This window comes from Paenibacillus sp. FSL H8-0332 (assembly GCF_037963835.1).
Lineage (GTDB): Bacteria > Bacillota > Bacilli > Paenibacillales > Paenibacillaceae > Paenibacillus_AQ > Paenibacillus_AQ rhizoplanae.
This window is the reverse complement of record NZ_CP150145.1, coordinates 2,932,858-2,955,454: the sequence shown is the minus strand read 5'-3', so window position 1 is coordinate 2,955,454 and position 22,597 is coordinate 2,932,858. Positions and strand designations below refer to the sequence as shown.

Sequence of the window (22,597 nt, the reverse complement as noted above, 5' to 3'; positions counted from 1 at the left end):
TAAATGTCCATCTCTACTTTTTGCAACGGGTCCTATACCGGCATCCTTGGTCTAATCATATAAAATTAGCCCGTCAAAAAAACTACTATAGTCGACGTACTCATCGCCTGTGGTGTACCAGACTTCCTTACCCGTGCTAGTCTGAAGCTTGATATGGCCGAGCTTGTCGTCACCCAGGAATTTCACGTTGTCTCCAGGTTCCAGCGAAAAGGCTTCGTCCGCGCCATCTTTATGAAACTGCACGACAATTTCCTTGTTGATCGTTAAAGGCGTCGGTGGTTCCATCGGATAAAAATCCTGTTGCTCTTCATGGAGAGAATGTTCGGCATCCAGACGGAATACCAAATTACGGAACCAGGTCTGAAAGTTATTGCTTTCTTTTGCGCTTACCACTCTCCCATGGCCGTCAAACATCGAGCTGTGTGCCGAGAAATCGGGAAGCTTACCTATTTGCTTGAGGGTTTCGACGTCATAGGCATAGAAAGATGTTGATCGTAGAGAGACCATCTGCGAATCCATTTGAAGTGCAATCTCGAAATATGGATCATCAATATCCAGATCGACAATATCCACATAAGGAAGCAGCTCACTGTCCACCTCCATCGTGATGTTATTCACCTTCAGCTTGAAGACCCCTAATTCCGTTTCCGGCGGTATTAACTGAATCTCTTCTTCACGACCATCTCCGTTCAGATCCACTTTCATCTTCTTCTGTTTAAAGCCCGAATCGCCTATGTAACCACGTAAATGGACGTCATCTGTATGAGAAGGTTCGAGCTTATAGCCAGCGTATTTGGCTTCGTAGTCACGAAGTAGCGCAACGTTCTGTTTCTCAATCGGGCTAAGATGCTCCTTGTAGGCAGAGTCTGCATGATACCAAGGCTTGGCGGCAAAGTAGTCCTTCAAATCCTTCTGTTTAAATACATACCCGTGCCTTGCAAATATCTCGTTGCGCGCAAGCTTCAGAATACGGTTGTCCAGACTGCCGATCTTTTCAGGGGACAGCAACGCATTCGAGCTGTCTTTCAAAATATACTCCCGTATTGCAACTGCAACAGTAGAAGGAGCAGCAGTTGACTCATTTGCCGCAACTAGATCACTGACCGCTCCTTCAGCGACTTTCTCTTTTTCCGCATAAGTACAGCCAGAAATGATTAATGACAGGGCAATTACCCCATATGTAAGCCTAAACTTCCGAAAATCCATTTTGTTGACCCACTTCGTCATATGAATTTGATATGATAATCGCATTTAAATATACCATAAAGTGGTATTTATCGTATAGGAAAATGAGCCTTCCACTTCTGAGAAATCCGCGAATGTTTGTATCGCCTTTTGATTTGAATGTTCGCTATCCTGCCCTTTAGTTGAACAGCGGCGGATTTCTAAATGGGATCCGCCACTGTTCAAAAAACTAAAAGAATCGTCGATAAAGTTCTCTCCGACGTTCGCCGCGGAGCTGTGCGTAGATTTGAGTGGTCGATGCTTTCTCGTGACCGAGCATACCTTGGATGAAATCTAATGGAGCACCGTTATCAAGGAGCCGGCATGCATAAGTATGTCGAAAGCGTGCGGGTATACGTTCGCTTCAATTTCTCCACGATCTGCAAGCCGTTTTAAGGCCCATCTGATCGTAGGTATGGCCATTCGTTCTGTTGGATTCGTATCGGTAACAAATAAGGCTTTGCAGGAGTCCTCACGGCTGGCCAGGTACTTCTTTAACCATACTTTGCACTCTGTCGTAAAGTAAACTTCTCTTTGCTTTGATCCCTTGCCATTAACGATTGCTGAGCAGTTCTCCCAGTTAAGATCCTCGATGTTGATCTTTTCCACCTCCCCAACCCGGCAACCAGTGCTGTAGAGAAACTCAAGCAGCGCTCTTTCCCTGAGTGACTGACAAGAGATCTTTAAGTGTATGACGTCTTCCTCAATTAAAAACTTAGGAATGCGCTTATCTAATTTTGGTTCTCTCAGTTTTAGAGAAGGATTTGAAGTCAGATACGTCTCTTCATAAGCGTAACGGAAAAGAGAACGAACAAACCTAATTCGATGACCCAGGCTGCTTGGCTTCAAACGATCAGCCTGTTTTGCCAAGTAATCCTTCAGCGTGGTTAACGTTACTTCAGTAATATCGAGATTGCCAAACTCTTGCATCAACATTTTGTGCTGAAGGGCGTATGCTTTTAATGTTCTCGTACTGAATCCTTGAATGCGCTTGTCAGCTTCATACAACCTCCACAATTCACTTAAGTTCATAACAAAACCTCCCCTTTAGAAGCTATTAAATCTAGTTTGCTTCTAAGGAGAGGTTTTAATAATCTGTAAGCCATGTTGAACTAGCGTTTCCCGTTAGTGCAATACCTTTGTAATATGTTTCACCACGTTGTTTGTAACAAAGTTAACGACTCTCAATCGAACGATTCAGCGATTTCATGCACGTTACCAAACGGATCAACGAAAGCAGCATATCTCCCTTGAGTAGGTTTATCATGCAAAAATTGAATACCCTTTTCCTTCATTTCCTTATAAGTTTGCTCAACAGATACGACCTCAAACACCAAAACTGTTCTAGCTTCGTTTGAATAATCTCCAATTTCTTTGGTCTTTTCACACTTAAAAGCTATAAGCTGACAGCCGTCAAGGGCAAATACAAGCTTATTTTCTTGCTCTAACAGTGTTCGCAAACCCAGCAATTCAGAATAAAACCATCTCGCCTTTGTCATGTCATTGACGAAAATCATTATATGTCCTAGTTTCATAAGGCTATGCTGCCCCTTCTCTTTTTTGAGGATACCATTTTTTAAGGTTCATGCAGAATCTTTGCTTATGATTATTTGAAGTATTCGCGAATTGATTAACATATCCTGCCCGTTAGCTTAATTAGACAAGTCATTTAAATATTTGAAATTTTTAAGCATTCTTCATCCTGGTCCTTACCCTTTCGACCAGATCACTTTTATAAAGGAAGTCTTGAGGTATATTCCGGGCCCATTCGTTCGAACACTTGATCCAATTGTCTGGTTAGATAAGGGGAAACGACACCAATATCGGCCGTTGCTTCTAACAAGGAAAAGGTTCGTCCACCCCACGGGCCTTGGGGATCAAACACTTGTCTACCGACTTGTAAGCCTTCTGCTGTCATAGATGAATTCAAGCGTTCCAATCCTTCTCTAAACAGCCAGACCGGTAGCAGTTTGTTCCTACGCCGGGACCATTCTGCCAAGAATGACATACCGCGCAAAATATCATATTCAAAAAACCTTGGGAAGCAAGGCTTCAGCCATTCCATATCGATGACGTCCCCATTTTGTTTAGAACATACAAGACGATGTTCAATTAAATAACGTGCACCTTCGTCTAAGAAAACAGCTTCCTGTTCAGTAAATTCACGGTCAGTATGCAATAAGATAGCTTCAAGCGGAGGCAATGTTGAAACAATAGAGCTTTTTTTAGAATGAGTATAAGCTTCAGGATCGCAGTTCAGTCCACCATCAGGTAGCTGATGCTTTAAGAGCCATTCACGAATCCAAGGTAGTTCCTTGTCCAAATCACAACCATACGCCATTAGAATCATATAGTACACGGCAAGTTCACAATGGCAGCAATCCATCTTCATCTTATCACTTTCACTTGTTGGATGGTCATTGGCGGATATAATGAAAGTTGGCCAGACCTGGGTTTTGAGTAGATGTTTAGCTCTTTCAATAACGGACTGGGGGATCCGTTTCACCTCTCCCATTTCATAAAGAGCAGCCATATGCCACCAAGCTCCATCCCATTTTCGACGAGTGCACTCGCCGTGAGCCATCGTAAAATGCGGTGCAAATTCAAGAAACTGTATAGATTCTTCGATTGCCAGTCGAATAGTTTGATTAGTTTCCATCTGGTACCTCCTTTTTAAGTACTTTTACCTCACTCAGTTTAGCAAATACCTCACGTCGTATTCCTTTCCAAGCTTCAACATTCGATATGTTATTAAACTATCCTGCCCGTTAGCGTAATGAGGCCGCCCGATTGGTCTGCGGCGGCCTCATGATATGTTTTCTGCGCTAACGTTTCCCGTTAGTTGAACGTTATATAATGTTCTTCTCTGCTGAAGCATTAGTTAAATTCTCGATAGTAACTTTCATACAGCTTTCCACTGTATCTGTTAATGAATTTGTAGAGTAGAGAACTCCCCAAAAACCCTTCTCCCCTATTATCTCGCTTATTTCTTCATCCATGTTCAATCCATTTGAAGACCTGTGATGTAAATAAACCATCCTTAGAGCGTTTAATTATCTGCGCTTTATAGACCCCGCTTGGGGATATGATTTCCTTAATTACACTTTCCATTACTGTTCACGCCTTTTCTGAACTATCCTGCTAATTAGCTTAAATGTAGCATTGTCAGTCTAGTACTTTATTTTCCGAGTCTACAACTTTATTTCCTTTTGACAGCTGGTTTGCCAATCTCCCGGGCTGTCCATTACAATGACAGTAAATAGGCTGACAATGCCGATTCCCGGGAGGAGAGGATGACATGGTAGCATGGGACCGTGCCGCATGGGGGCAATTAACGGTCGAAGAGAAAATTCATGCGATGCAGGAAGTGCTTAACCAGCTGCCCGTTGGCTTCAAGTGGCTGCGGTTAGAAAGGTTCGAACGTTACGGACAGTCCTTGGAAACAGGTGTCTTCTTGTACGAGGGCAGTCAATATGTGTACGTACCAGGCGATACCGTTACCCTGGGCCGTTCAGAGGTACATATGTATGCGGAGATGTCTCCCGTCCGCGAGGCTGTGATCGGGCCATTGCTCGTGCAGCGCCAGCCTGCTTCGGCAGGCTGGTACGAATGTCCGCTGGACCGGCTGGACCCGGAGGAAGATGAGGATGTGCTTGAAGCCATCGGGGAGTTCCGCCAGGGTCCGCACACCAGCTATGAGTACTCCCAGTATTTCCGGCTGGAACGCGACGGTGATCAGATCGTAGTGTTCCTGTTCGACGACAGCGAATCGTTCGAGGAATGGTCTGAGGCGGAGCTGCCGGAGGGCTTCACCCTGCCGACTGAGGACGAATGGGAGTATCTGTACGGCGCAGGTGCCCGGACGCTGTTCCCGTGGGGTGATGAGATGGACGAATCCATACGCCTCAGGCATGTGTCCGGCTCAGGGGAGGCTAAATCTGAGGACCCGTATCCGCTGGAGCTGCCGAATGGGTTCGGGCTATGCTTCCCCGGTGATCCTTACAAGAAGGAGCTGGTCCTCACACCGGACGGCATCACCGGCAAAGGCGGCGACGGCGGCTGCAATCTGCACGGCGGCCAGGGCGTTGCCCTTGGGTATCTCCCCACCGCGACCGCTTTCCGCGATCCTTATGAGAGCGAGCTGGAATGGGCGGATCTGCTGGATTGCCTGGTGTACCGGCGGGTTGTTAGGCTGTAGACCATCAAAGGAGGCACATAAGCAATGGAAATACAACTAAGCGGCATGTGCGGCAATTCACCGAAGAACAAGCTAGCTGAGGATTTATCAGTAGCTCTTCTTACTGGAGATACCAAGACATTAAACCATCTGCTCACAGACGATTCTGTAGTAGAACTTGTAGGCGGCGAACATTACCCGCTATCTTCCATTCTCGAAGGGGCAGCTTCCATTCCAGAGCTTTTGAAGCTGACGATTGAACATGCCATCTCCCACGGCAAAGTCGCTGCTGTGAGCGGGAATTGGGTGACTTGCCGCGGAATCCGTTTCGCCTTCAGCGACCACTATACCTTCGCTACGACTAAAGGCACTGAGGTGGCTGCCGCCAGCTGTTACCGGATCATGCTGCCCTGACCTGAAGTTTATTCACAACGAAAAGCCGCCCGCTTCGCTAACGCGAATTCCGGACGGCTTTTTCCATTATATTAGTTAATATTAAAGCAACTTCACTGGCTCCCGGTTTCATATACCTTGCGATATAAGCTCTCGCTTCGCGGAAGCTGATCCATCTGCGTCCGAATTTGGACTCGTATCCAGTTCCTCCACACGTGCCACATGGAGTTCCTGCTCATTCTGATGAAGCTCCTTGACCATATTCCTGTAGATATGGGCTTCTTGACGGTCCAGCCCGTCACGATTCTCTTTCATGATCCAGGTTTCCACGGTTCGCTTGAGAATTTCGCCTTTTCGTTCTAACAGTTTCGTATAAGTCAACAATCTTCATTCCCTTCCTGAAGCTAGAGTTCATACGCCAGGCCGAGGCTCTAAAGTCTCATCCGGCGTAACGTCTACTATTATACGGGAAAGACCCGGCTCACCCAATGCGGAGCATCCGGGCTTACACAGGGTGAGCCGCGCTGAGCGCAGAAGAGGCCAACTCAGCAGGCAGGGTTCGTAAAAGTTCGGATGGATGCTCCCATATACGGCAGGATAGAAGTTGAATTCGCCTACAAGTCGATATGTGTTCGGTTTTCCGCATACATTTGGCCCGCACATCTTACATTTGAAAGAACGCCTGGCCCGAGGAGACCTGTGGACGGATGAATATTCTGCTGAACTGGCGAATGTTCAGACCCGAGCTGCCGATCTGGTGCAGCATCAGCATCCGCTGCCCCCGCATCTCCAGCAGAATGACAAATAAGCTAAGAGTTTAACGAAAATACAATACCGAAGAGCCTGTGTCTAACGATGCAGGCTCTTCGTGTTGAGAGCATTTTCCAGCATGTGCTAGAATAAAAAGTCGTTTCCACTCGAATTCTGTCAGGGAATTAGCTTATAATGATCACACTGCGACTTGACCGAGGATGGAACATGACCAAGCAATCCAGAATAATCCCAAGGAGGAAGTCCATTGTATAAGGTGCTGATTGTAGATGATGAAGTTTTTGTACGGAAGGGCTTAATCCGGATACTGGGCGAATGCTCGCCGCAGTTTGAAATATGCGGTGAAGCTGAGAACGGGGAGCAAGCGCTTACCCTGATCGAACAATTGAACCCGGAGCTGGTGATCGCTGATATCCGCATGCCCGTGCTGGATGGGCTGGGACTGATCAAGAAAGTGAAAACGGAGCTTGAGCAGCAGCCGATATTTATTATTTTGAGCGGCTACGCTGATTTCTCGTATGCCCAGCAAGCCTTCCGTTACAATGTCTCCGATTATATCCTCAAGCCGGTTGACGAACAGGAGCTGAACGCCGCACTGAACAAGATTGCCCATACACTGAACCAGAAGCAGCTCCTCTCCATCACTAGGGAAAAGCCGCTGGTCGAGACGGTCATCGAAAGCCTGCTGCAGACGCAGCCCGATGATCAGGTCATGGGGCGGATCGCCGATGCGCTGGAGCTTCCTCTCACCTCTTCCTATACGTATCTCATCGCAGAAATGCAGGATCAGCTTCCCGCTGGAGAAGTCGATTATCTGCCTGCACTAAAGGACTCGCTGCTGCATTATCTTCGCCAAGGGGACCAGACCCTGCTCCTTCATGTACGAACGCACAATCAATACGGGGTGATCTTGCCCGGCCAGTGGGTGGATGAACGAGATCATTCCCCTTGGGGAGGCTACCGTACGATGCTGGATACACTGGAGCGGGAGCTTGGAACGACCATTGCTTTGTTTGTAGGACAGAAGGTAAGCCACCTCAAGCAGATTGTATCCTCCGGGGCGAGTGCCGAGAAATCCCTCCAATACCGTTTTGCGGCCGGCTTTGAGGGCATTTATATGGCGGACGAGCTGCTGGAGCTGCCCTTATACTATTTCGATATCGATGAAGGACTGCACGGCAAGCTGATCTACGAGGTCGAAGCCAATGACCACAAGGGCTACAGTTCGACCGTTGACGCCATCTTTACCATGTTTCAGGAGCGCCACTTCGCACCCGGAGCGGTGACGAACACAATCCGGCGCAGCATGATTGCCATCATTAACATTATCCGCCAGCTCGAAGGGGACGAGAACACGCTGCAATGGATGACTGAGTTGCTCAACTGGCCGCTGAAATACCGCAATCTGAAGCAGCTGAAGCAGGTATTCCAACAGTTTATCGCCGAAGCCGCAGAGTATATCGCAGAGAAGCGCGGCGGCAAGAGCGAAGGCAATATTGAAAAAATCAAAAAATACATCGACGGGCATTACCGTGAAAATATCTATCTCAAAGGTATCGCCGCCGATTTCGACATGAATCCGGTCTATCTTGGACAGTTGTTCCGCAAAACCTACGGGGTATACTTCAATGAATACCTGCTGAGCCTGCGGATTGAGGAGGCCAAACGCCTGCTGCGGCAAACCAAGAAACGGATGTACGAAATCGCTGAGCTGGTCGGCTTCCAGAACGCTGATTATTTTGCCACCCAGTTCGAAAAGCTTGAGAATATGACGCCTACCGATTACCGCAATATGATGATCGGGCAGTAAATAAGGAGGCTCCCTTCCGTGTTCAACTTTCGTCTGAATCATATGAAGCTTAGAAGCAAGCTGATCGTCATCTACATTGTATGCGTGTTCATTCCAATCATCCTGACCAATGTGATGTTCTACCGGGTAACCACTGCCAATATCAAGAATCAGAAGACCGCGGATGCCGAGCAGGCAATGACCCTGTTACAAGCCGAGCTGAGGACGGTTATTGAGGATGCCGCAGGCATCTCCTACCTCTACTCCATTGACCGGCAGCTCATTCAACATCTGAACACCACCTATGCGTCCACAGACCGTTATGTGGAATCGTTGAATGCCATATCGAATCTGTTCAACCGCACCGACAAGGAGAATAAAATCATGAGCTCCTCTGTCATCATGACAGACAATCCAACCATTCTCGCCTCGGGCCATATCATAAAATTCGAGGATGAAATGCGAAATCAGGACTGGTATAAACAGATTAGTCAATTCAGCAATACACATCCCCATCTCTATGTTACGCCTGACAGTATCAGTGTCATCCAAAGACTCACCGACCGCCGGCTTGAGACCTATGAGCATGTATTCAAAATTGATCTGAATATGAATTATATCCGGCAAATTCTGGACTTATCCAGTTTCAGCGGGGACTTCTACATTCTCGACCCTTCCGGTCAAGCGCGCTTCGGCCGTCTCTCCAGCGGTACACCCAGCAAGCTGGTTACGTCAGGACAGGTCCTTACTCCGAATGAGATTCCCAAGCCGAAGCAGGCCATCGTGATCGACAAAACCTATCAGAATAACCGTTATTTAAGCGGATGGTCCATCTATGGCGTACTGGATGAAGCGCTCATTCTGTCGGATGTGAGACAATCGGGCCAATTTATCCTGTGGTTTGCCGGGATTAACTTCCTTGTGCCTACCCTAGTGATCGTGATCATGTCCCGCTCGATCCACACACGTATCAAAAACATCCTGAAGCACATGAAGTCCGTAAAGGACAAAAATTTCGGTCTGATTCCCTATCACCTGGAGCGGGATGAGATCGGTGAGCTTACGGTAGAATTCAACCGGATGAGCAAACGGATCGAGAACCTGATCAATGATGTATATGTCGCAGAGATACAGAAGAAGGAGCTGGAGCTGCGGCAGCGGCAGGCTCAGCTTCATGCGCTGCACAGCCAGATTAACCCTCACTTCCTGTTCAATGCACTGGAGACCATCCGTATGCGCAGTATGATGAAGGGCGAAACCCAGACGGCCCGGACGATTCAGAACATGGCGAAGATTTTCCGCAAATCAATTATGTGGAAAAGCAGCTTCGTTACGATACGCGAGGAGCTTGAATTAATCGAGTGCTTCCTGGAGATTCAGAAATACCGCTTCGACAACAAGCTTGAATATCACATCGAGGTTGACCAATCGCTGCTGAACATTGAAATCCCGAAGATGGCCTTCCTTCCGTATGTGGAGAACGCCAGTATCCATGGGATTGAGAATATAGCCGGCATCGGGTATATCAACATTCAAATCGCTCAGGAGAACGGGCAGATCCTCTTCGTCATTACGGATAACGGCGTGGGCATGGATCAGGCAAAAATCAGCGAGCTGCTGCATTACCTGGAGGATGACTCGGCCATGGGCGATTCAATCGGGATGAAGAATGTCATCACCCGGCTGAGGATCACCTACGGGGAATCGTTCACCTTCACGATCACGAGCGAGCCCGGAGCGGGAACGCGCATTTTGCTGCGGCTGCCTCTGGAGAACAAATAAATAAATAAATATAGGGTATACCTTAATTATTCAAAGACTGATCTAAGGTTTGCCCTGTAACAATGTGAAACGCTTTCTTTTATAATGAGGATGTTCAATAGCACAAAGTAAAGAAAGGGGATATGAAATGCGTACAAAGAAATGGTTGCAAACCGGACTGGCTGTTGTTATGGCTTCGGCACTCCTCATTGTCGGCTGTTCGAACGGCAACAATGCAGGCGGAAAGAACAGTGAGTCCGGCGGAGAAAACAGCGAAGTCAGCACAGAACCGGTAACATTCACTTACTTCGGCTTCGGGGCCAACAAGGATGTCATGGCCAGTGATACCACCATCGGCAAGAAGCTTCAGGAACAGACAGGTGTAGACTGGAAGATGGAAAACGTGGTTGGGGATGCAAGCACCAAGTCCGGTGTTATGATTGCCGGCGGCGACTATCCTGATGTCATCTCTCCAGTCGGCGAGCTGGCCAAGTTCCTGGATGCCGGTGCCTATATTCCGCTCAATGACCTGATTGAGAAGTATGGTCCTAATATCAAGCGCGTCTACGGCGACTACATGAACAAGATCACGAATGAAGACGGCAACATCTATATCCTTCCCTTCACTGCAAATGTAAACGGATACTTGTCGCCGCCGGACCCTAGCAGCACCTTCTGGATGCAGAGACGCGTCCTCAAGGAATTCGGTTACCCGCAAGTGAAAACGCTTGACCAGTACTTTGACCTGATTGAGAAATACCAGGCTAAGTACCCTAAGATAGATGGTAAAGATACCATCGGCTTCGTCACCTTCGCCGGTACAGCCGGAGAATTCTACACCATCACCAACCAGCCAATGCACCTGGCCGGTTATCCGAATGAAGGCAGTGTTATGGTCGACATGGAGTCTCATGAAGCCAAGCTGTATCAGGGAACGGACACCGAGAAGCGCTGGCTGGCCAAGTTGAACGAAATGAACGGTAAGGGCCTGGTTGACCCTGAGACGTTCACTGCGAACAAAGACCAGTATCTGGCGAAGCTGACCTCCGGCCGTGTACTCGGATATGTCAACTATTCCTGGCAGGTCAACGATGCCACTACCAACCTGAGAACCGCCGGTAATGACGACCTGCGTTACGTTGCCCTTCCTATTTTATATGACGAAGGCATTAAAGACGCTTATGTTGATCCTCCTTCCTTCGTGAACAACCGCGGACTGGGGATCACCGTCAGCGCGAAAGATCCGGTCCGTATTATTAAATACTTCGACAATCTGCTGACCGATGAGAACCAGAAGCTTGTACAGTGGGGCGAAGAAGGCGTAACTTACTCCAAGAATGCCGAAGGCCGTATGGTTATGAGCGAAGAACAGTTAAAAAACCGCAACGACAATGATTTCAAACGTAAATACGGCTTCTCCTATTTCGATTATGAGTGGCCGCGTTATGGCGATAACTCTGTGTATGAGGACGGCAACGCCCATGTTCCGTTCAACCAGCCGGAAGTTGCAGCCATCAACTACACCGAAGGCGACAAAGCCTTGCTGAAGGCCTACAACCTGAAGACCTTCTCCGACTTCTATGCTGAGCCGGTAGAACGCCCATGGTACCCTGCATGGAGTATTGAGAAAGAACCGGGCTCCCCGGAGCAGCTCTTCAGCCAGAGAGCCGGCGATTTGCAGCAGAAATATTATCCTCGTATGGTCCTTGCTGCACCAGGAGGCTTCGAGGCTGTCTGGAATGAATACCTTGCCGAATACAACAAATTGGACGTCAAGGGCTACGAAGAATTCATGACTAACAAGGTAAAAGCCCGTGTTGAGGGCAAGTGGTAAGCTGACCGCTGACGCCAAGCATGATGAACCGGGAAAAGTGAAGCTCGCCTTCACTTTTCCCTTCTACACTTACACTTGTTAGTAAATAGAGAATATGGAGCTAGGAAAGGGGACGGTACAGGTGGGGAAAACCGCTGTGCAGTTGGCAAAATCGAATAATACCGGCACTTCGCGCTTCAAAACCTTTTTTAAAGAGCTATCTAAACAGAAAATGCTGATGCTGATGTCATTGCCCTTTCTGTTATGGGTGATTATATTCAAATACCTCCCGCTATGGGGATGGACGATTGCTTTTCAGAAATTCAAGCCCGCCAAGGATCTGTTCGACCAGAAGTGGGTCGGCTTGGACAATTTCAAGTTCCTGTTCCAGGAACAGCAGTTCTATCGTGTACTTCGTAATACTCTGGTTATGAGCTCCATTAACCTGGTACTGGGTTTTGTAACGGCCATTGTACTGGCCCTTCTGCTGAATGAGCTGCGTAATGTCCTCTTCAAGCGCACCGTGCAGACGATCAGTTACCTGCCTTACTTTATTTCCTGGGTCGTAGCGGCCAATATCGTGCAAATGGCACTGGCACCGGAAGGGATCATCAATGTGCTGATGCTCAAGATGCAGCTTATTGATCATCCGGTTCTGTGGCTGGGTGAAGGCAAGTACTTCTGGGGAATTCTCGGAGCAACGGAAGTCTGGAAGAATGTCGGCTGGAACACCATCATCTATCTGGCTGCCATCACCTCCATCGACCCGTCCCAATATGAAGCAGCCGAGATCGACGGGGCTTCCCGTCTGCAAAGAATGTTCTATATTACCCTGCCGGGCATCAAGCCGGTTATTGTACTGATTCTGATCATGAACCTGGGCCATATTCTGGAATCCGGCTTCGAAGCGCAGTACCTGCTGGGTAACGGTATGAATCTGGACTATTCGGAGAATCTGGATATCTTCGTACTGAAATACGGGATGCAGATGAATAACTTCGGGCTTGCCACCGCAGCGGGTATGTTCAAAACCCTGGTCAGCTTCATCTTCTTGATCGCAGCCAATAATATCGCCAAACGTATGGGCGAAAGCAGATTGTACTAGAAAGGAGGACACAAGTTATGGCTAAATCCAAAGCTAATTCATACCGGAATTCTTCATTAGGTGACCGGATTTTTGATATCTGCAATACGGTCTTCATGATTCTCTTGGTCATCGTCACCCTCTACCCGTTCCTGAATATGTTTGCTCTATCGTTCAATGAAGCGAATGACTCCGTCCGTGGGGATATCTATATCTGGCCGCGGGAATGGACGCTGCGAAACTTTGAGTATGTATTCAGTGAATCCAACATTTTCTATTCGACTTTCATCTCCGCAGCACGGACGATTGTCGGAACTGTGGTCTCCGTATTCTGTACAGCGATGCTTGCCTATACGGTCAGCCGTCCGGAATATAAGCTGAAGAAGTTTGTGTCCGTCACTTTTATTTTCACCATGTACTTCAGCGGCGGTCTGATCCCGGGCTACCTGCTGATCAAAGAGCTGAATATGCTTAATACCTTCTGGGTCTATATTATCCCGGGTATCATCGGCGTATTTAATATGATTGTCATTCGTTCCTTCATCGAGGCACTGCCTGAGGGGCTGATGGAATCGGCCAAAATCGATGGCGCCGGAGACTTCATTACGTTCTCGCGTATTGTACTCCCGCTGACGGTTCCGGCTCTGGCTACTGTCTCCTTGTTCGTAGCGGTCTATCAGTGGAACTCCTGGTTCGACGTCTTCCTGTATAACTCATCCATGCCGAACCTGAGTACGCTCCAGTATGAGCTAATGAAGATGCTATCTACGTCCAACACCGCGATGTCCAGTTCCTCGGCAGCTGATGCCTTTGCGAACGCGCAGGGCAACAAAGCGACCGTTACACCGACCTCTATCCGTGCCACGATGACCATTGTGGCCAGTGTGCCGATTATCATCGTCTATCCGTTCCTGCAGAAGTATTTCGTCAAAGGGATGGTTGTCGGCGGGGTCAAAGGCTAAGTCTTACGGGCCAAATAATACCGTTAACACAAACAAGCGATCCACCGGGGCTGTCGGCCTCTGGAGGGTCGCCTGTTTTTAATTGCAAGCCCTAATTCATTAGATCCTTGAACGTGGTAGCGAATCAGTTACGCACCTCGAACGAATTACTACACGGTACTGTCTCCGCACCAGCGAGTGATTCCTTCATTTATGGTTTGCATTGGATTTGGAACGGATAGAGGAATCGCCCAGGCAATATGTCCATCCGGACGAATAAGCGCCGTGTGGACGTCGTTCCAATCCGCGTCAGCCTCAGCCAAAGAGGCATGTACAACTTGAAGGTTGCTATACGTTTCCCATTGACCGCTATTCTGTTCATTAGAATGGAAATGCAGCAGAAGAAAAGTACCTTTGTGTAGTAACGGATAGGCGTTAATCAATGGCCCGCCTTTCAGCTTTAAGCTTAGATCCTTGAAACGTTTCCCATTTAAAGGATGGGGGGGCGCTTCGGCGTCTGGATCATAATGTACATCCATTGCGGAAACTTGTGCGGCGATTTGATAATTAGCCTCCGGTATTTGAATCAGTTTAGCTAACATGCTTCGAAGTTCCGTGATAGGGGGAGTCACGTCCAGAAGCAGGGTTTGGACCTCGGTATTCCGGAGCAAGGTCGTATTCCATGGAAAGCGCTCGGCATGATAACTGTCCAATAGCCAGTCCGGAGCCCAGCCTTTGATTGCTCCTGCAAGCTTCCAGCCTAAGTTCATCGCTTCTTGTAAGCCGACGTTCATTCCCTGTCCACCAGCGGGAAAATGAATGTGCGCCGAATCTCCCGCCAAGAACAATCGACCATTCCGATAGCGTCCAGCTTGCCGCGTCGCATTTCCGAAACGGGACATCCATTTCACATCGTTCAATCCCAGATCGCTTCCGGTCGTACGGATGAGCGATGAACGAAACTCTTCCAATGTAACGGGCTCATCCTTAGAGATGTTACGTCTCTCCATATCGATCATCAAGACCCGATACATATGATCATTGATCGGCATGATACTGACCAATCCTTTTTCTGTAATCCGGGATATGACACTCATAGGAGCCAAATCAGATAGAACGGCATCCCCCAGAATCGCCGTGAAGGTCGCATCTGTACCTTCATATGATATATTTGCATGCTTGCGAACCAAACTTCTGGCTCCATCCGTACCTACCACATAAGCTGATCTTAACGTTGTTTCTCCATGAGGTCCTGCGATCTTAACGTCAACCCCATCCTCATCCTGTTGTACAGATAGAGCCTCAACCTCTCTCCAGACCTCTGCGCCAAGGCTAAGCGCCCATTCCTCCAACACCTTCTCCGTCTCACTCTGCGGTAAAAAGAGAGTGTGATTGGAAGAAGAATCCAACACCGTGAAATCCAAAGGAGTTTCTAATCCGGCGAAATGTCCTCTCGAAAGTAAGCGGCCTTGACTGATTAATTGTGATTTCACTCCACGCATATCTAATATTTCAAGAGTTCGAGGATGCACGGTAAGCGCACGTGAATAAGGGGTTGTCTCTTTTAATCGCTCAATGACGCAGACCTTTACACCGGCTAATGCCAATTCCCCGGCCAGCATCATGCCGACAGGCCCGCCACCGATCAGGATGACTTCATATTTCATATCAAACCCCTCTTTTCTTAAACATTATGGGAAGATCACGATAGCGTCTATTTCGACCCCTGAACCGACCAATGATCCTGTTTCATCTACAGAAACCTGACCTGAGATGAAGGCCAATTTGGAGGCAGTAGTTACCACGACATGAGAAATTACAGATGTAACCTTATCCGTCAAATTCCCTCTTGAAAAGTGGACAAGTATTTCCGGCAAACCTCCTTCATCAATTATTGTTTCGTTAGAACCTTTTTTATCGCCTGTTAAAACAAGTGTGCTGAAAATTATATAAAATTTTAGTTTCATACGAAACAATATCATTTTACTTGGTTACTGTTTACCATGTCAACCCCAATCCGAATATGGGTTTGCTCGTATGTTTCTCAGAGAACAATCTATGATATAATAAAACAAATAAGTCGAGGAGCCAGCATAATGATGGATACTGCCAGTAAAAACAAAACTGCCATTCATGAATTTTTCGTTCAGTTTCTTGAGCAAAAAGAGCAATATGAAACCCGAATAACTGCCACATACCTGAAGGATATCCGGAAGCATATTGAATCAGAATTCAGCTTGAATATGACGGAACTGCACACCATTGCGTGCATCGGAGAGCAGGAGCCGATCAATCTCACTTCCATCGCGGAGAGAATCAATTTAAGTAAAGGAAATACCTCCAAGATCGCAAATAAATTACTAAAGGCAGGTTGGGTGCGAAAAGCCCAGTTCAACGACAACAAAAAGGAAGTGTATTTTCGGCTAACGCCTATCGGCAAAAAGCTATTTGCTGCTCATGATGAGCTTCATGCGAAGGAAAAGCAAAGAATGTACGAATTTTTGGAAAGATATAACGAAAGCGAGCTCGAATTTATTAAACGGCTGTTTGGAGATATGGTGGACTTCTATCGCTAACGAACCCAATGAATTGTACATAGGTTAGACATCAATAATAATTGGGGATACAGTTCAAGTGAGAGGCTGCTTAGCCCTATTGCAGAAATGAGAACGGCTACGCCATCCTCTTAAGGACAGCGTAGCCATTTATACAGAAAATGAAAGGTATTCTGTCCATCGCTACGAACAGATGATTGTCGCACACGTGGGATGTAATAAGTAATTCTAAAGTAGCAGGCAAGTGAAAAAACGTACGCCCGCTCTCCCCCGCACCCTGGCTTCTTGTCCTCAGATAGCCGCTTTTTCCCTTCCCCTGCTGCTTAATTGTAAAAATCCCAGAATATAAGCTGGGCCAGCAAAACCACCATCATCACCACAGGCACGATAGCGGACCAGCGGCTTCGGGCTGTTAAGCCCGACGAGTTCCGGTCCTTCTTTCGGCTTAGCAATAGTGCGGCTATGAACAGGACAGCCAGTCCGCTCAGGCCATAGTTCACTATAATCTGCGGATACACCTCCGCATAGGCACGTTCATTGTTGCTAAGCATCCGTAAGGCCAGCACCAGATTGTTCACCACCAGACCTGTACCGGTTAAAGTCAGTCCGGCCGTCAGCTTCCGGTTGGCGGAACGGCGGGCAGGACCGTTACGACGAGCTTTCCTTTTGCTCAGAAGTGCCTGTACCAACAACACAAATGGAGCGATTGCGAAATAGACGATGGCCAGAGCCGCAAGTGCTGCACTTAGAATTAGTAACGGCATGGACCGGCCCGGAGACAGCGGCAGATAATCGGAGGTGTACACCGAGACAGACTCTACCTTTCCTTCTTTCATTGTGGCGTACAGCATCGGCCAGGCATCCAGCCCTGAATCCCCGCCCGTCTTCTCATAGAGGTAAGGCTGAACCTGCTGATAGCTTCCGCTCATCCCGGCAAGTGACACCTGAAGCTGACCTGCCCCCTGAGGCTCAAGCTTCATCATCGTCAGATAAGGGAACAGCTTCATGAAGCCATGTCCGGGACGGCGCGCTGCCACGAATCTGCCTTCCACCTCTGACACATCCGGCAGAACCGCTGCCTCCGTCTGCGCTCTCTGTCCCACTACTGCCTTGGTCAGACCATGAACAATATGGGATTCGCCCGCCTGATTCGTCATAATCACGACTGCAAACCGGTCTTCAGGCACCAGCATAAGATTGGTGGCAAAAGCAATCGTGTTCCCGCCATGCCCCAGCGTCCGGTGAACTCCCGGATACTCCCAGAACCCGTGGGCGATGCCCGGCATGTCTTCAGCAGCGGAATGACTGCGGGTCAGCATCGTATCCAGTGTACCGGACTTTTTGAACAGCGGGGATTGCTCTCCGGCGGCAGGCATGAAGGCCATGGCGAACTTGGCCAGATCCTCAGCCGTCCCGTTATTTCCGCCGTTCGGGTACATGGACATATAATTCCATGATCCTTGATTGAAGGAGCCTGGTCCGGCGAAGAAGTATCCCTTGGCCTTATGCTCCAGCAGCTCCGGTCGGTCTTCCACCACAGAATACGCCATGGAATGCTTCATACCCAGCGGCTCAAAAATATGCTGCTGGACGTATTCATGATACGCCTGTCCGCTGATGCGCTCCACAATATAGGCAGCCAGTGAGTTGCCATAGTTAGAATAAGCGACTACCTCTCCGGGTCTGTATATCTGTGCCGGCTGAGCCAGCTTCAGCCCCTCTTCCAGTGACTGCACTTCCTCAGGGGACTGGTAGGCCATATCGAACATATACTCTTCAAATCCGGCGTTGTGGTTCATCAGATTCAGCATCGTAATCGGCTCATCGTATTTCAGCTTCTTCAGGAAATTCTCCGGCAGCAGCTTACGGACATCTTGATTCAGGTCCAGTTTGCCCTGCTCCGCCAGCTGCATGACGGATGCCCATACAGCAAGCTTGCTGATGGAGCCCCATTCCATGACCGTATCCGGGGTGACGGGGATCTGCTGCTCCACATCGGCGTAGCCGTACCCCTTGGACAGTACGACCTGTCCATCCTTCACCATCACAACGGAAGCGCCTACGGTCTGCTTTCCTATGTACTCTTTTACATAATCGTCTACAAAAGCCTCCAGCCCGGTCAAAGGTATGCCGGATGGGGTAGCTCCAACTGCTCCAGCACTGCTTTGCTCTGCGGCAAATGCTGTAATGCTGCCCGAGAGCAGCAACAGCACCAAGAGCACTAGTGTGAATCCTCTTTTCAAAATAAAACCTCTCCTTTAGCCAAGTAAAATCCTGTTGCCTTCCTAATTCTAACAAAAAACCTCGCCGATTACCGGGAAATTTCCTTTCGGCCGATTTCACTGATAGTATCTTTAGTAGAAGCAGCATGATTATCTTCATGGAAGAAGGGACAGCGCATGAATAAATTCCACACCACATTAGCTTATATTAATGAAACATTGTACGCACCAGCCGGCTTAATTGCCGATTCCATACGTGAAGAACCGCAGAATGCCGAATATGGAGCAGGTACATTCCAGCTGGGTGCCCTGTCGGTCCGGTTTCGGGTGGCCAAAATCACTCCGACGAAGACAGGACAATTTGTCGCGATGTGGGAAAAAAATACCGATAGCAAAAACCAGGCTTTCTCTTATGCCGATGCCCCTGATTTGCTGGTCATTAACACCTTCCATCCCGTTAGCGGGGAGCTTGGACAGTTTGTCTTTCCGAAGGACCTGCTGAAAATGCATGGCGTGCTGGCAACCGGTAATGCACCGGGAAAAATGGCGATACGGGTATATCCAGCCTGGAATACCGTGACCAATAAGCAGGCTGTAGCTACTCAGACATGGCAGCTCCCTTATTTCGGAATAGTTGATCCCATGAACAATCACCACATGCAGGAATTAACCCGGTTGTATCAGGCCAGCCCGGACGTTTAACAACAATCAGAATTCTTTATTCCGATGAATCCGCACGGCAATCAGATAGGACACCGCGAACAGGAGAACAGCAAGGATCAGGGTGGCATACCCGGTCTCAGGACCATTATAGTTCACATCGTCCATATACAGGTTCAGCAGCATCCACACCAGGAGACGAAGGCCCACCGATAGCCCTGCCGATATCATCACCATCTGCTCGCTTTTTTCCACACCGAATTTAAGAATGACCGGATAGTAGATCGCCAGGGTGGAGATAGATAAAGATAAACCGAAGGTATACCCGGTGGACAGGTTCAAATGTGCTATGTCTCCCTTGCTTACATAGGTTAATGCCAGAGTAACCAGACTTACAGCGGTGCCCATGAGGATTAACATCAGGAAGGACAAATACTTCGCATGGATGACTGTTCTCCTTCTGATCGGCATGGTGAGTTCAAACCGGTTCCATTTAGAAGCCTCATCCATCTGCAGGGAGGCCCCGATGCTCAACACAAAAATCCAAATCTGCGCCGCGATGACTGCATTCAGTACGCTGTGATCCACCCCGGCAAAGGAAACCAGCGACAGAAGCAGCGCAATGCCAAGGGAGGATTTGATGTTATTTTGCAGTGAGTAATAATTATTTAACAGCAGCCCGCGCATATTATTTCTCCCCCTTTACGAGCAGCAGCAGAATCTCATCAATGGATACCTGATCCACCGTAACGCCGCTGTACTTCTGTCCAAAGCCTTGTTTATCCTCGACCAGCACATCAATCTGATGCTCCCTTACTCTATAAGTCAGCCGATCTCCTTCCGCAATCCGCTTGAACTGTTCTCTTGTACAGCGGGCAACACCATAGTCATAGATCAGCTCATCTTTCACTGCTGTCAGAATAATCTTCCCCTGATGTATGAAGGTGATGTGATCGGCAATTTTCTCAAGGTCGCTTGTGATATGGGAGGACATCAATATGGCGTGGCGCTCATCCTCTACGAACTCCAGGAATACCTCCAGTATCTCCTCTCTGGTCACAGGGTCGAGGCCTGAGGTCGCTTCATCAAGGATCAGCAGCTTGGGATGATGCGACATGGCGGCGGCTATGGCAAGCTTCATCGTCATGCCCCGGGAGAATTCCTTGATCTTTCTATTCATGGGCAGGGCGAACTTGTCCGTAAGCCTCACGTAGAGCGCCTGATCCCATTGCCTGTAGATTCCGCGCATTACCTTAGCAAGCTTGCCTGGGGTCAATACCTCCGGGAAATTAGCTGAATCAAGGACAACCCCGATGTCTTCGCGTAATGCAGTGTCTCTATCCGTCATCTCCTGGCCCATCAGCCGGATCGTCCCGCTGTCCTTATGAACGGTATTCAATATAGATTTGATGGTTGTCGTCTTCCCGGCCCCATTCTCCCCCACGAACCCCATAATCGTTCCGCTGGGAATGGAGAAGGATACATCGTCCAGCACAAAATCAGAATCAGCATAGGACTTGGTCAGCCCGGTTATTTCTAAACTAAGATTCATGATTACCCTCCTTATAAAAGATAGTCAGCATCTCTACCATCTTCTCCAGTTTGATTCCGCCCGCACGGGCGATTTCTGCGGCTTGTCTCAGATGTTGATCTGCTTGCTTCTGCTGCTCTTCCTGAAACTGGTCCTGGCTCACGGCGGAAACGAAGCTGCCCCGGCCAACCGTAGTCTCAATGAAGCCATCACGCTGTAAATCCTCATACGCCTTCTGTACGGTGATAACACTGACTTGAATAGACTTGGCCAAGGAACGCATGGAAGGAATAGGATCTCCCGCCTGAAGCTCCCCACTCATGATCTTGCCTTTGATCTGCGAAGTGATCTGTTCATAAATGGGCTTGTTTCTGTTGCTGCTGATGATGATCTCCACACGCTTCCTCCTTGTGCGAACAGTGTACTTATTGTACCAGTACAATATAACTGATCTCTTGGTTTTTGTAAACCTGCTAAATAACCACACTCTTATGACATACAAAAAGGGCCAACCCCAGCTTGAGGTCAGCCCTTCCGCCTTACTTATTGTGCATTCGAGAATCGAACATGAATGGACACCACCTCCGAGCGTGAGCCGATACGGATCGGCGGCCCCCAGAAGCCATAGCCTGAAGAGACGATGGTATGAAGCTGTCCTTTCTGCAGATAACCCCAGTCATTCTCGAACACTCTGGAAGTGATCAGATTGGCAGGCGCAATCTGCCCGCGGTGCGTATGGCCGGAGACCATCAGATCGACTCCCTGCTCCTCGGCGGTACTGAATTCAACCGGCTGATGCTCCAGCATGAACACCGGCTTGGCAGGATCTATGCTCTTGGTCAGATCCGCCAGCTTCGCGCGTTCCTTATCACTATAATCCTTGCGTCCAATCAGCGTCAGCCAGCCTCCCACCTCGACGTCTTCGTCATAGAGCACCTGAATCCCGCTCTCCTCCAGCAGGCTGAGGATCTCCTCGGTCCCGCCTTTGAACCGGTCATGATTCCCAAGCGAGGCGTACACGCCAAGCGGAGCCTTAATCTCCGATAAAACTTCGCCGATCCCCTTCTCCTTATACGGCCGGACATCATCATCTACAATGTCGCCGGGGAGCAGGACCAGATCCGGGTGTAGTGCATTGATCTCCTTGACCATCCGCACCGCATGGCTTTTGCCGGATAAATAGCCGAAATGCATATCTGAAGCCATCACGACATGAAGCTCACCGTTCGCCGGTCCCGGCTTGTCGATCTGTACCTCATAAGAACGCACAACCGGGCTGTAAGCATTGTAGCTCCCATATCCAATCAGGCCCACCAGCACCACCAGCGTCAGGATACCGGACCACTTCTGAACGGCATGGCGCGGCAGACGGCTCAGCTTCGTGAGCCAGACCATAAGATGCACCAGCGGAAGCAGCATGAGGAGCAGACTGAATATGGCCAGCCAGTAACTGCCGATGACGCTTAAGACCGCTGACCCCGCCACCACTCTGGAGAGGATCAGCGAGCTGGCCAGGAAGATCAGCGCAATGATATAGAATAGCCGGAATCTGCCTGACACTACCGGCTTAATCCAGCCCCAGCCGCTCCAGCCAATATAGAATACAATTAAGGCGTATATCGTAATAAATACCAGCCCGAGAATAATAAACATGCACTCAGCTCCAATTTGTGTTA

Annotated in this window: 22 protein-coding genes and 1 pseudogene; 10 read left to right on the top strand and 13 right to left on the bottom strand. The window is 48.7% G+C overall.

Annotation, left to right across the window (positions count from 1 at the left end; translation table 11 throughout):
- Positions 1–51: 51 nt before the first annotated feature.
- The 5 genes and pseudogenes from NST43_RS12740 to NST43_RS12720 all read right to left on the bottom strand — a co-directional run bounded on the left by NST43_RS12740 (position 52) and on the right by NST43_RS12720 (position 4,229).
- On the bottom strand, positions 52–1,206 hold the full coding sequence (locus tag NST43_RS12740; RefSeq protein WP_339224764.1) for a YARHG domain-containing protein: 1,155 nt from the start codon (positions 1,204–1,206) through the stop codon (positions 52–54).
- Positions 1,207–1,414: 208 nt separating this feature from the next.
- Positions 1,415–2,154 (bottom strand): annotated as a pseudogene (locus NST43_RS12735) (tyrosine-type recombinase/integrase).
- A gap of 254 nt (positions 2,155–2,408) precedes the next feature.
- Positions 2,409–2,759 carry a VOC family protein gene (locus NST43_RS12730; RefSeq protein WP_339224763.1) on the bottom strand — a complete coding sequence of 117 codons (351 nt, stop codon included), beginning with the start codon at positions 2,757–2,759 and terminating at the stop codon, positions 2,409–2,411.
- Between the two features lie 197 nt (positions 2,760–2,956).
- Entirely contained in the window at positions 2,957–3,883 is a 927-nt protein-coding gene (locus NST43_RS12725; protein ID WP_339224762.1) for a hypothetical protein, read from the bottom strand.
- 190 nt (positions 3,884–4,073) lie between these two features.
- Complete coding sequence (locus NST43_RS12720; protein WP_339224761.1) at positions 4,074–4,229, bottom strand: hypothetical protein; 156 nt, start codon at positions 4,227–4,229, stop codon at positions 4,074–4,076.
- 293 nt (positions 4,230–4,522) lie between these two features.
- Here NST43_RS12720 and NST43_RS12715 point away from each other — a divergent pair, with 293 nt between their 5' ends.
- A complete protein-coding gene (locus NST43_RS12715) occupies positions 4,523–5,422 on the top strand; it encodes a hypothetical protein (protein ID WP_339224760.1) in 900 nt (299 codons plus the stop codon).
- Positions 5,423–5,446: 24 nt separating this feature from the next.
- A complete protein-coding gene (locus NST43_RS12710) occupies positions 5,447–5,815 on the top strand; it encodes a nuclear transport factor 2 family protein (protein ID WP_339224759.1) in 369 nt (122 codons plus the stop codon).
- Positions 5,816–5,923: 108 nt separating this feature from the next.
- Here the strand turns inward: NST43_RS12710 and NST43_RS12705 are convergent, their stop codons facing one another.
- Complete coding sequence (locus NST43_RS12705; RefSeq protein WP_339224758.1) at positions 5,924–6,109, bottom strand: hypothetical protein; 186 nt, start codon at positions 6,107–6,109, stop codon at positions 5,924–5,926.
- A gap of 355 nt (positions 6,110–6,464) precedes the next feature.
- Here NST43_RS12705 and NST43_RS12700 point away from each other — a divergent pair, with 355 nt between their 5' ends.
- From NST43_RS12700 to NST43_RS12675, 6 genes are all read left to right on the top strand, one after another.
- The gene (locus NST43_RS12700; protein WP_339224757.1) at positions 6,465–6,602 is read left to right on the top strand and encodes a hypothetical protein; all 138 of its coding nucleotides are present in this window, start codon (positions 6,465–6,467) and stop codon (positions 6,600–6,602) included.
- Positions 6,603–6,821: 219 nt separating this feature from the next.
- Positions 6,822–8,375 (top strand): response regulator, encoded by a 1,554-nt coding sequence (locus NST43_RS12695; protein ID WP_339225406.1) that lies wholly within the window; start codon positions 6,822–6,824, stop codon positions 8,373–8,375.
- A gap of 18 nt (positions 8,376–8,393) precedes the next feature.
- Positions 8,394–10,136, top strand: a complete 1,743-nt coding sequence (locus tag NST43_RS12690) for a sensor histidine kinase (RefSeq protein WP_339224756.1) — start codon at positions 8,394–8,396, stop codon at positions 10,134–10,136.
- A gap of 127 nt (positions 10,137–10,263) precedes the next feature.
- The gene (locus NST43_RS12685; RefSeq protein ID WP_339224755.1) at positions 10,264–11,949 is read left to right on the top strand and encodes an ABC transporter substrate-binding protein; all 1,686 of its coding nucleotides are present in this window, start codon (positions 10,264–10,266) and stop codon (positions 11,947–11,949) included.
- A 121-nt stretch (positions 11,950–12,070) separates the two neighbouring features.
- The gene (locus tag NST43_RS12680; protein ID WP_339224754.1) at positions 12,071–13,033 is read left to right on the top strand and encodes an ABC transporter permease subunit; all 963 of its coding nucleotides are present in this window, start codon (positions 12,071–12,073) and stop codon (positions 13,031–13,033) included.
- Between the two features lie 17 nt (positions 13,034–13,050).
- On the top strand, positions 13,051–13,974 hold the full coding sequence (locus NST43_RS12675) for a carbohydrate ABC transporter permease (RefSeq protein WP_339224753.1): 924 nt from the start codon (positions 13,051–13,053) through the stop codon (positions 13,972–13,974).
- A gap of 149 nt (positions 13,975–14,123) precedes the next feature.
- Here the strand turns inward: NST43_RS12675 and NST43_RS12670 are convergent, their stop codons facing one another.
- Positions 14,124–15,620 carry a monooxygenase gene (locus NST43_RS12670; protein WP_339224752.1) on the bottom strand — a complete coding sequence of 499 codons (1,497 nt, stop codon included), beginning with the start codon at positions 15,618–15,620 and terminating at the stop codon, positions 14,124–14,126.
- 24 nt (positions 15,621–15,644) lie between these two features.
- Positions 15,645–15,920: a hypothetical protein gene (locus NST43_RS12665; RefSeq protein ID WP_339224751.1), complete on the bottom strand. Its 276-nt coding sequence runs from the start codon at positions 15,918–15,920 to the stop codon at positions 15,645–15,647.
- A gap of 129 nt (positions 15,921–16,049) precedes the next feature.
- Between NST43_RS12665 and NST43_RS12660 the strand changes: the two genes are divergently transcribed.
- Positions 16,050–16,529, top strand: coding sequence for a MarR family transcriptional regulator (locus tag NST43_RS12660; RefSeq protein ID WP_339224750.1), 480 nt, complete (start codon positions 16,050–16,052; stop codon positions 16,527–16,529).
- Between the two features lie 302 nt (positions 16,530–16,831).
- On the opposite strand, the gene NST43_RS12655 is transcribed toward NST43_RS12660, so the two are convergent.
- Positions 16,832–18,751: a serine hydrolase domain-containing protein gene (locus tag NST43_RS12655; protein ID WP_339224749.1), complete on the bottom strand. Its 1,920-nt coding sequence runs from the start codon at positions 18,749–18,751 to the stop codon at positions 16,832–16,834.
- 156 nt (positions 18,752–18,907) lie between these two features.
- Between NST43_RS12655 and NST43_RS12650 the strand changes: the two genes are divergently transcribed.
- The gene (locus tag NST43_RS12650; RefSeq protein ID WP_339224748.1) at positions 18,908–19,432 is read left to right on the top strand and encodes a MepB family protein; all 525 of its coding nucleotides are present in this window, start codon (positions 18,908–18,910) and stop codon (positions 19,430–19,432) included.
- A 6-nt stretch (positions 19,433–19,438) separates the two neighbouring features.
- On the opposite strand, the gene NST43_RS12645 is transcribed toward NST43_RS12650, so the two are convergent.
- The 4 genes from NST43_RS12645 to NST43_RS12630 form a co-directional block, all read right to left on the bottom strand.
- On the bottom strand, positions 19,439–20,077 hold the full coding sequence (locus tag NST43_RS12645) for an ABC-2 transporter permease (RefSeq protein ID WP_339224747.1): 639 nt from the start codon (positions 20,075–20,077) through the stop codon (positions 19,439–19,441).
- A gap of 1 nt (position 20,078) precedes the next feature.
- Positions 20,079–20,942: an ABC transporter ATP-binding protein gene (locus tag NST43_RS12640; RefSeq protein ID WP_211723632.1), complete on the bottom strand. Its 864-nt coding sequence runs from the start codon at positions 20,940–20,942 to the stop codon at positions 20,079–20,081.
- Entirely contained in the window at positions 20,932–21,318 is a 387-nt protein-coding gene (locus NST43_RS12635) for a GntR family transcriptional regulator (protein ID WP_339224746.1), read from the bottom strand. The genes NST43_RS12640 and NST43_RS12635 overlap by 11 nt, the downstream gene beginning before the upstream one ends.
- 146 nt (positions 21,319–21,464) lie before the next feature.
- Entirely contained in the window at positions 21,465–22,574 is a 1,110-nt protein-coding gene (locus tag NST43_RS12630; protein WP_339224745.1) for a metallophosphoesterase, read from the bottom strand.
- Positions 22,575–22,597 lie beyond the last annotated feature (23 nt).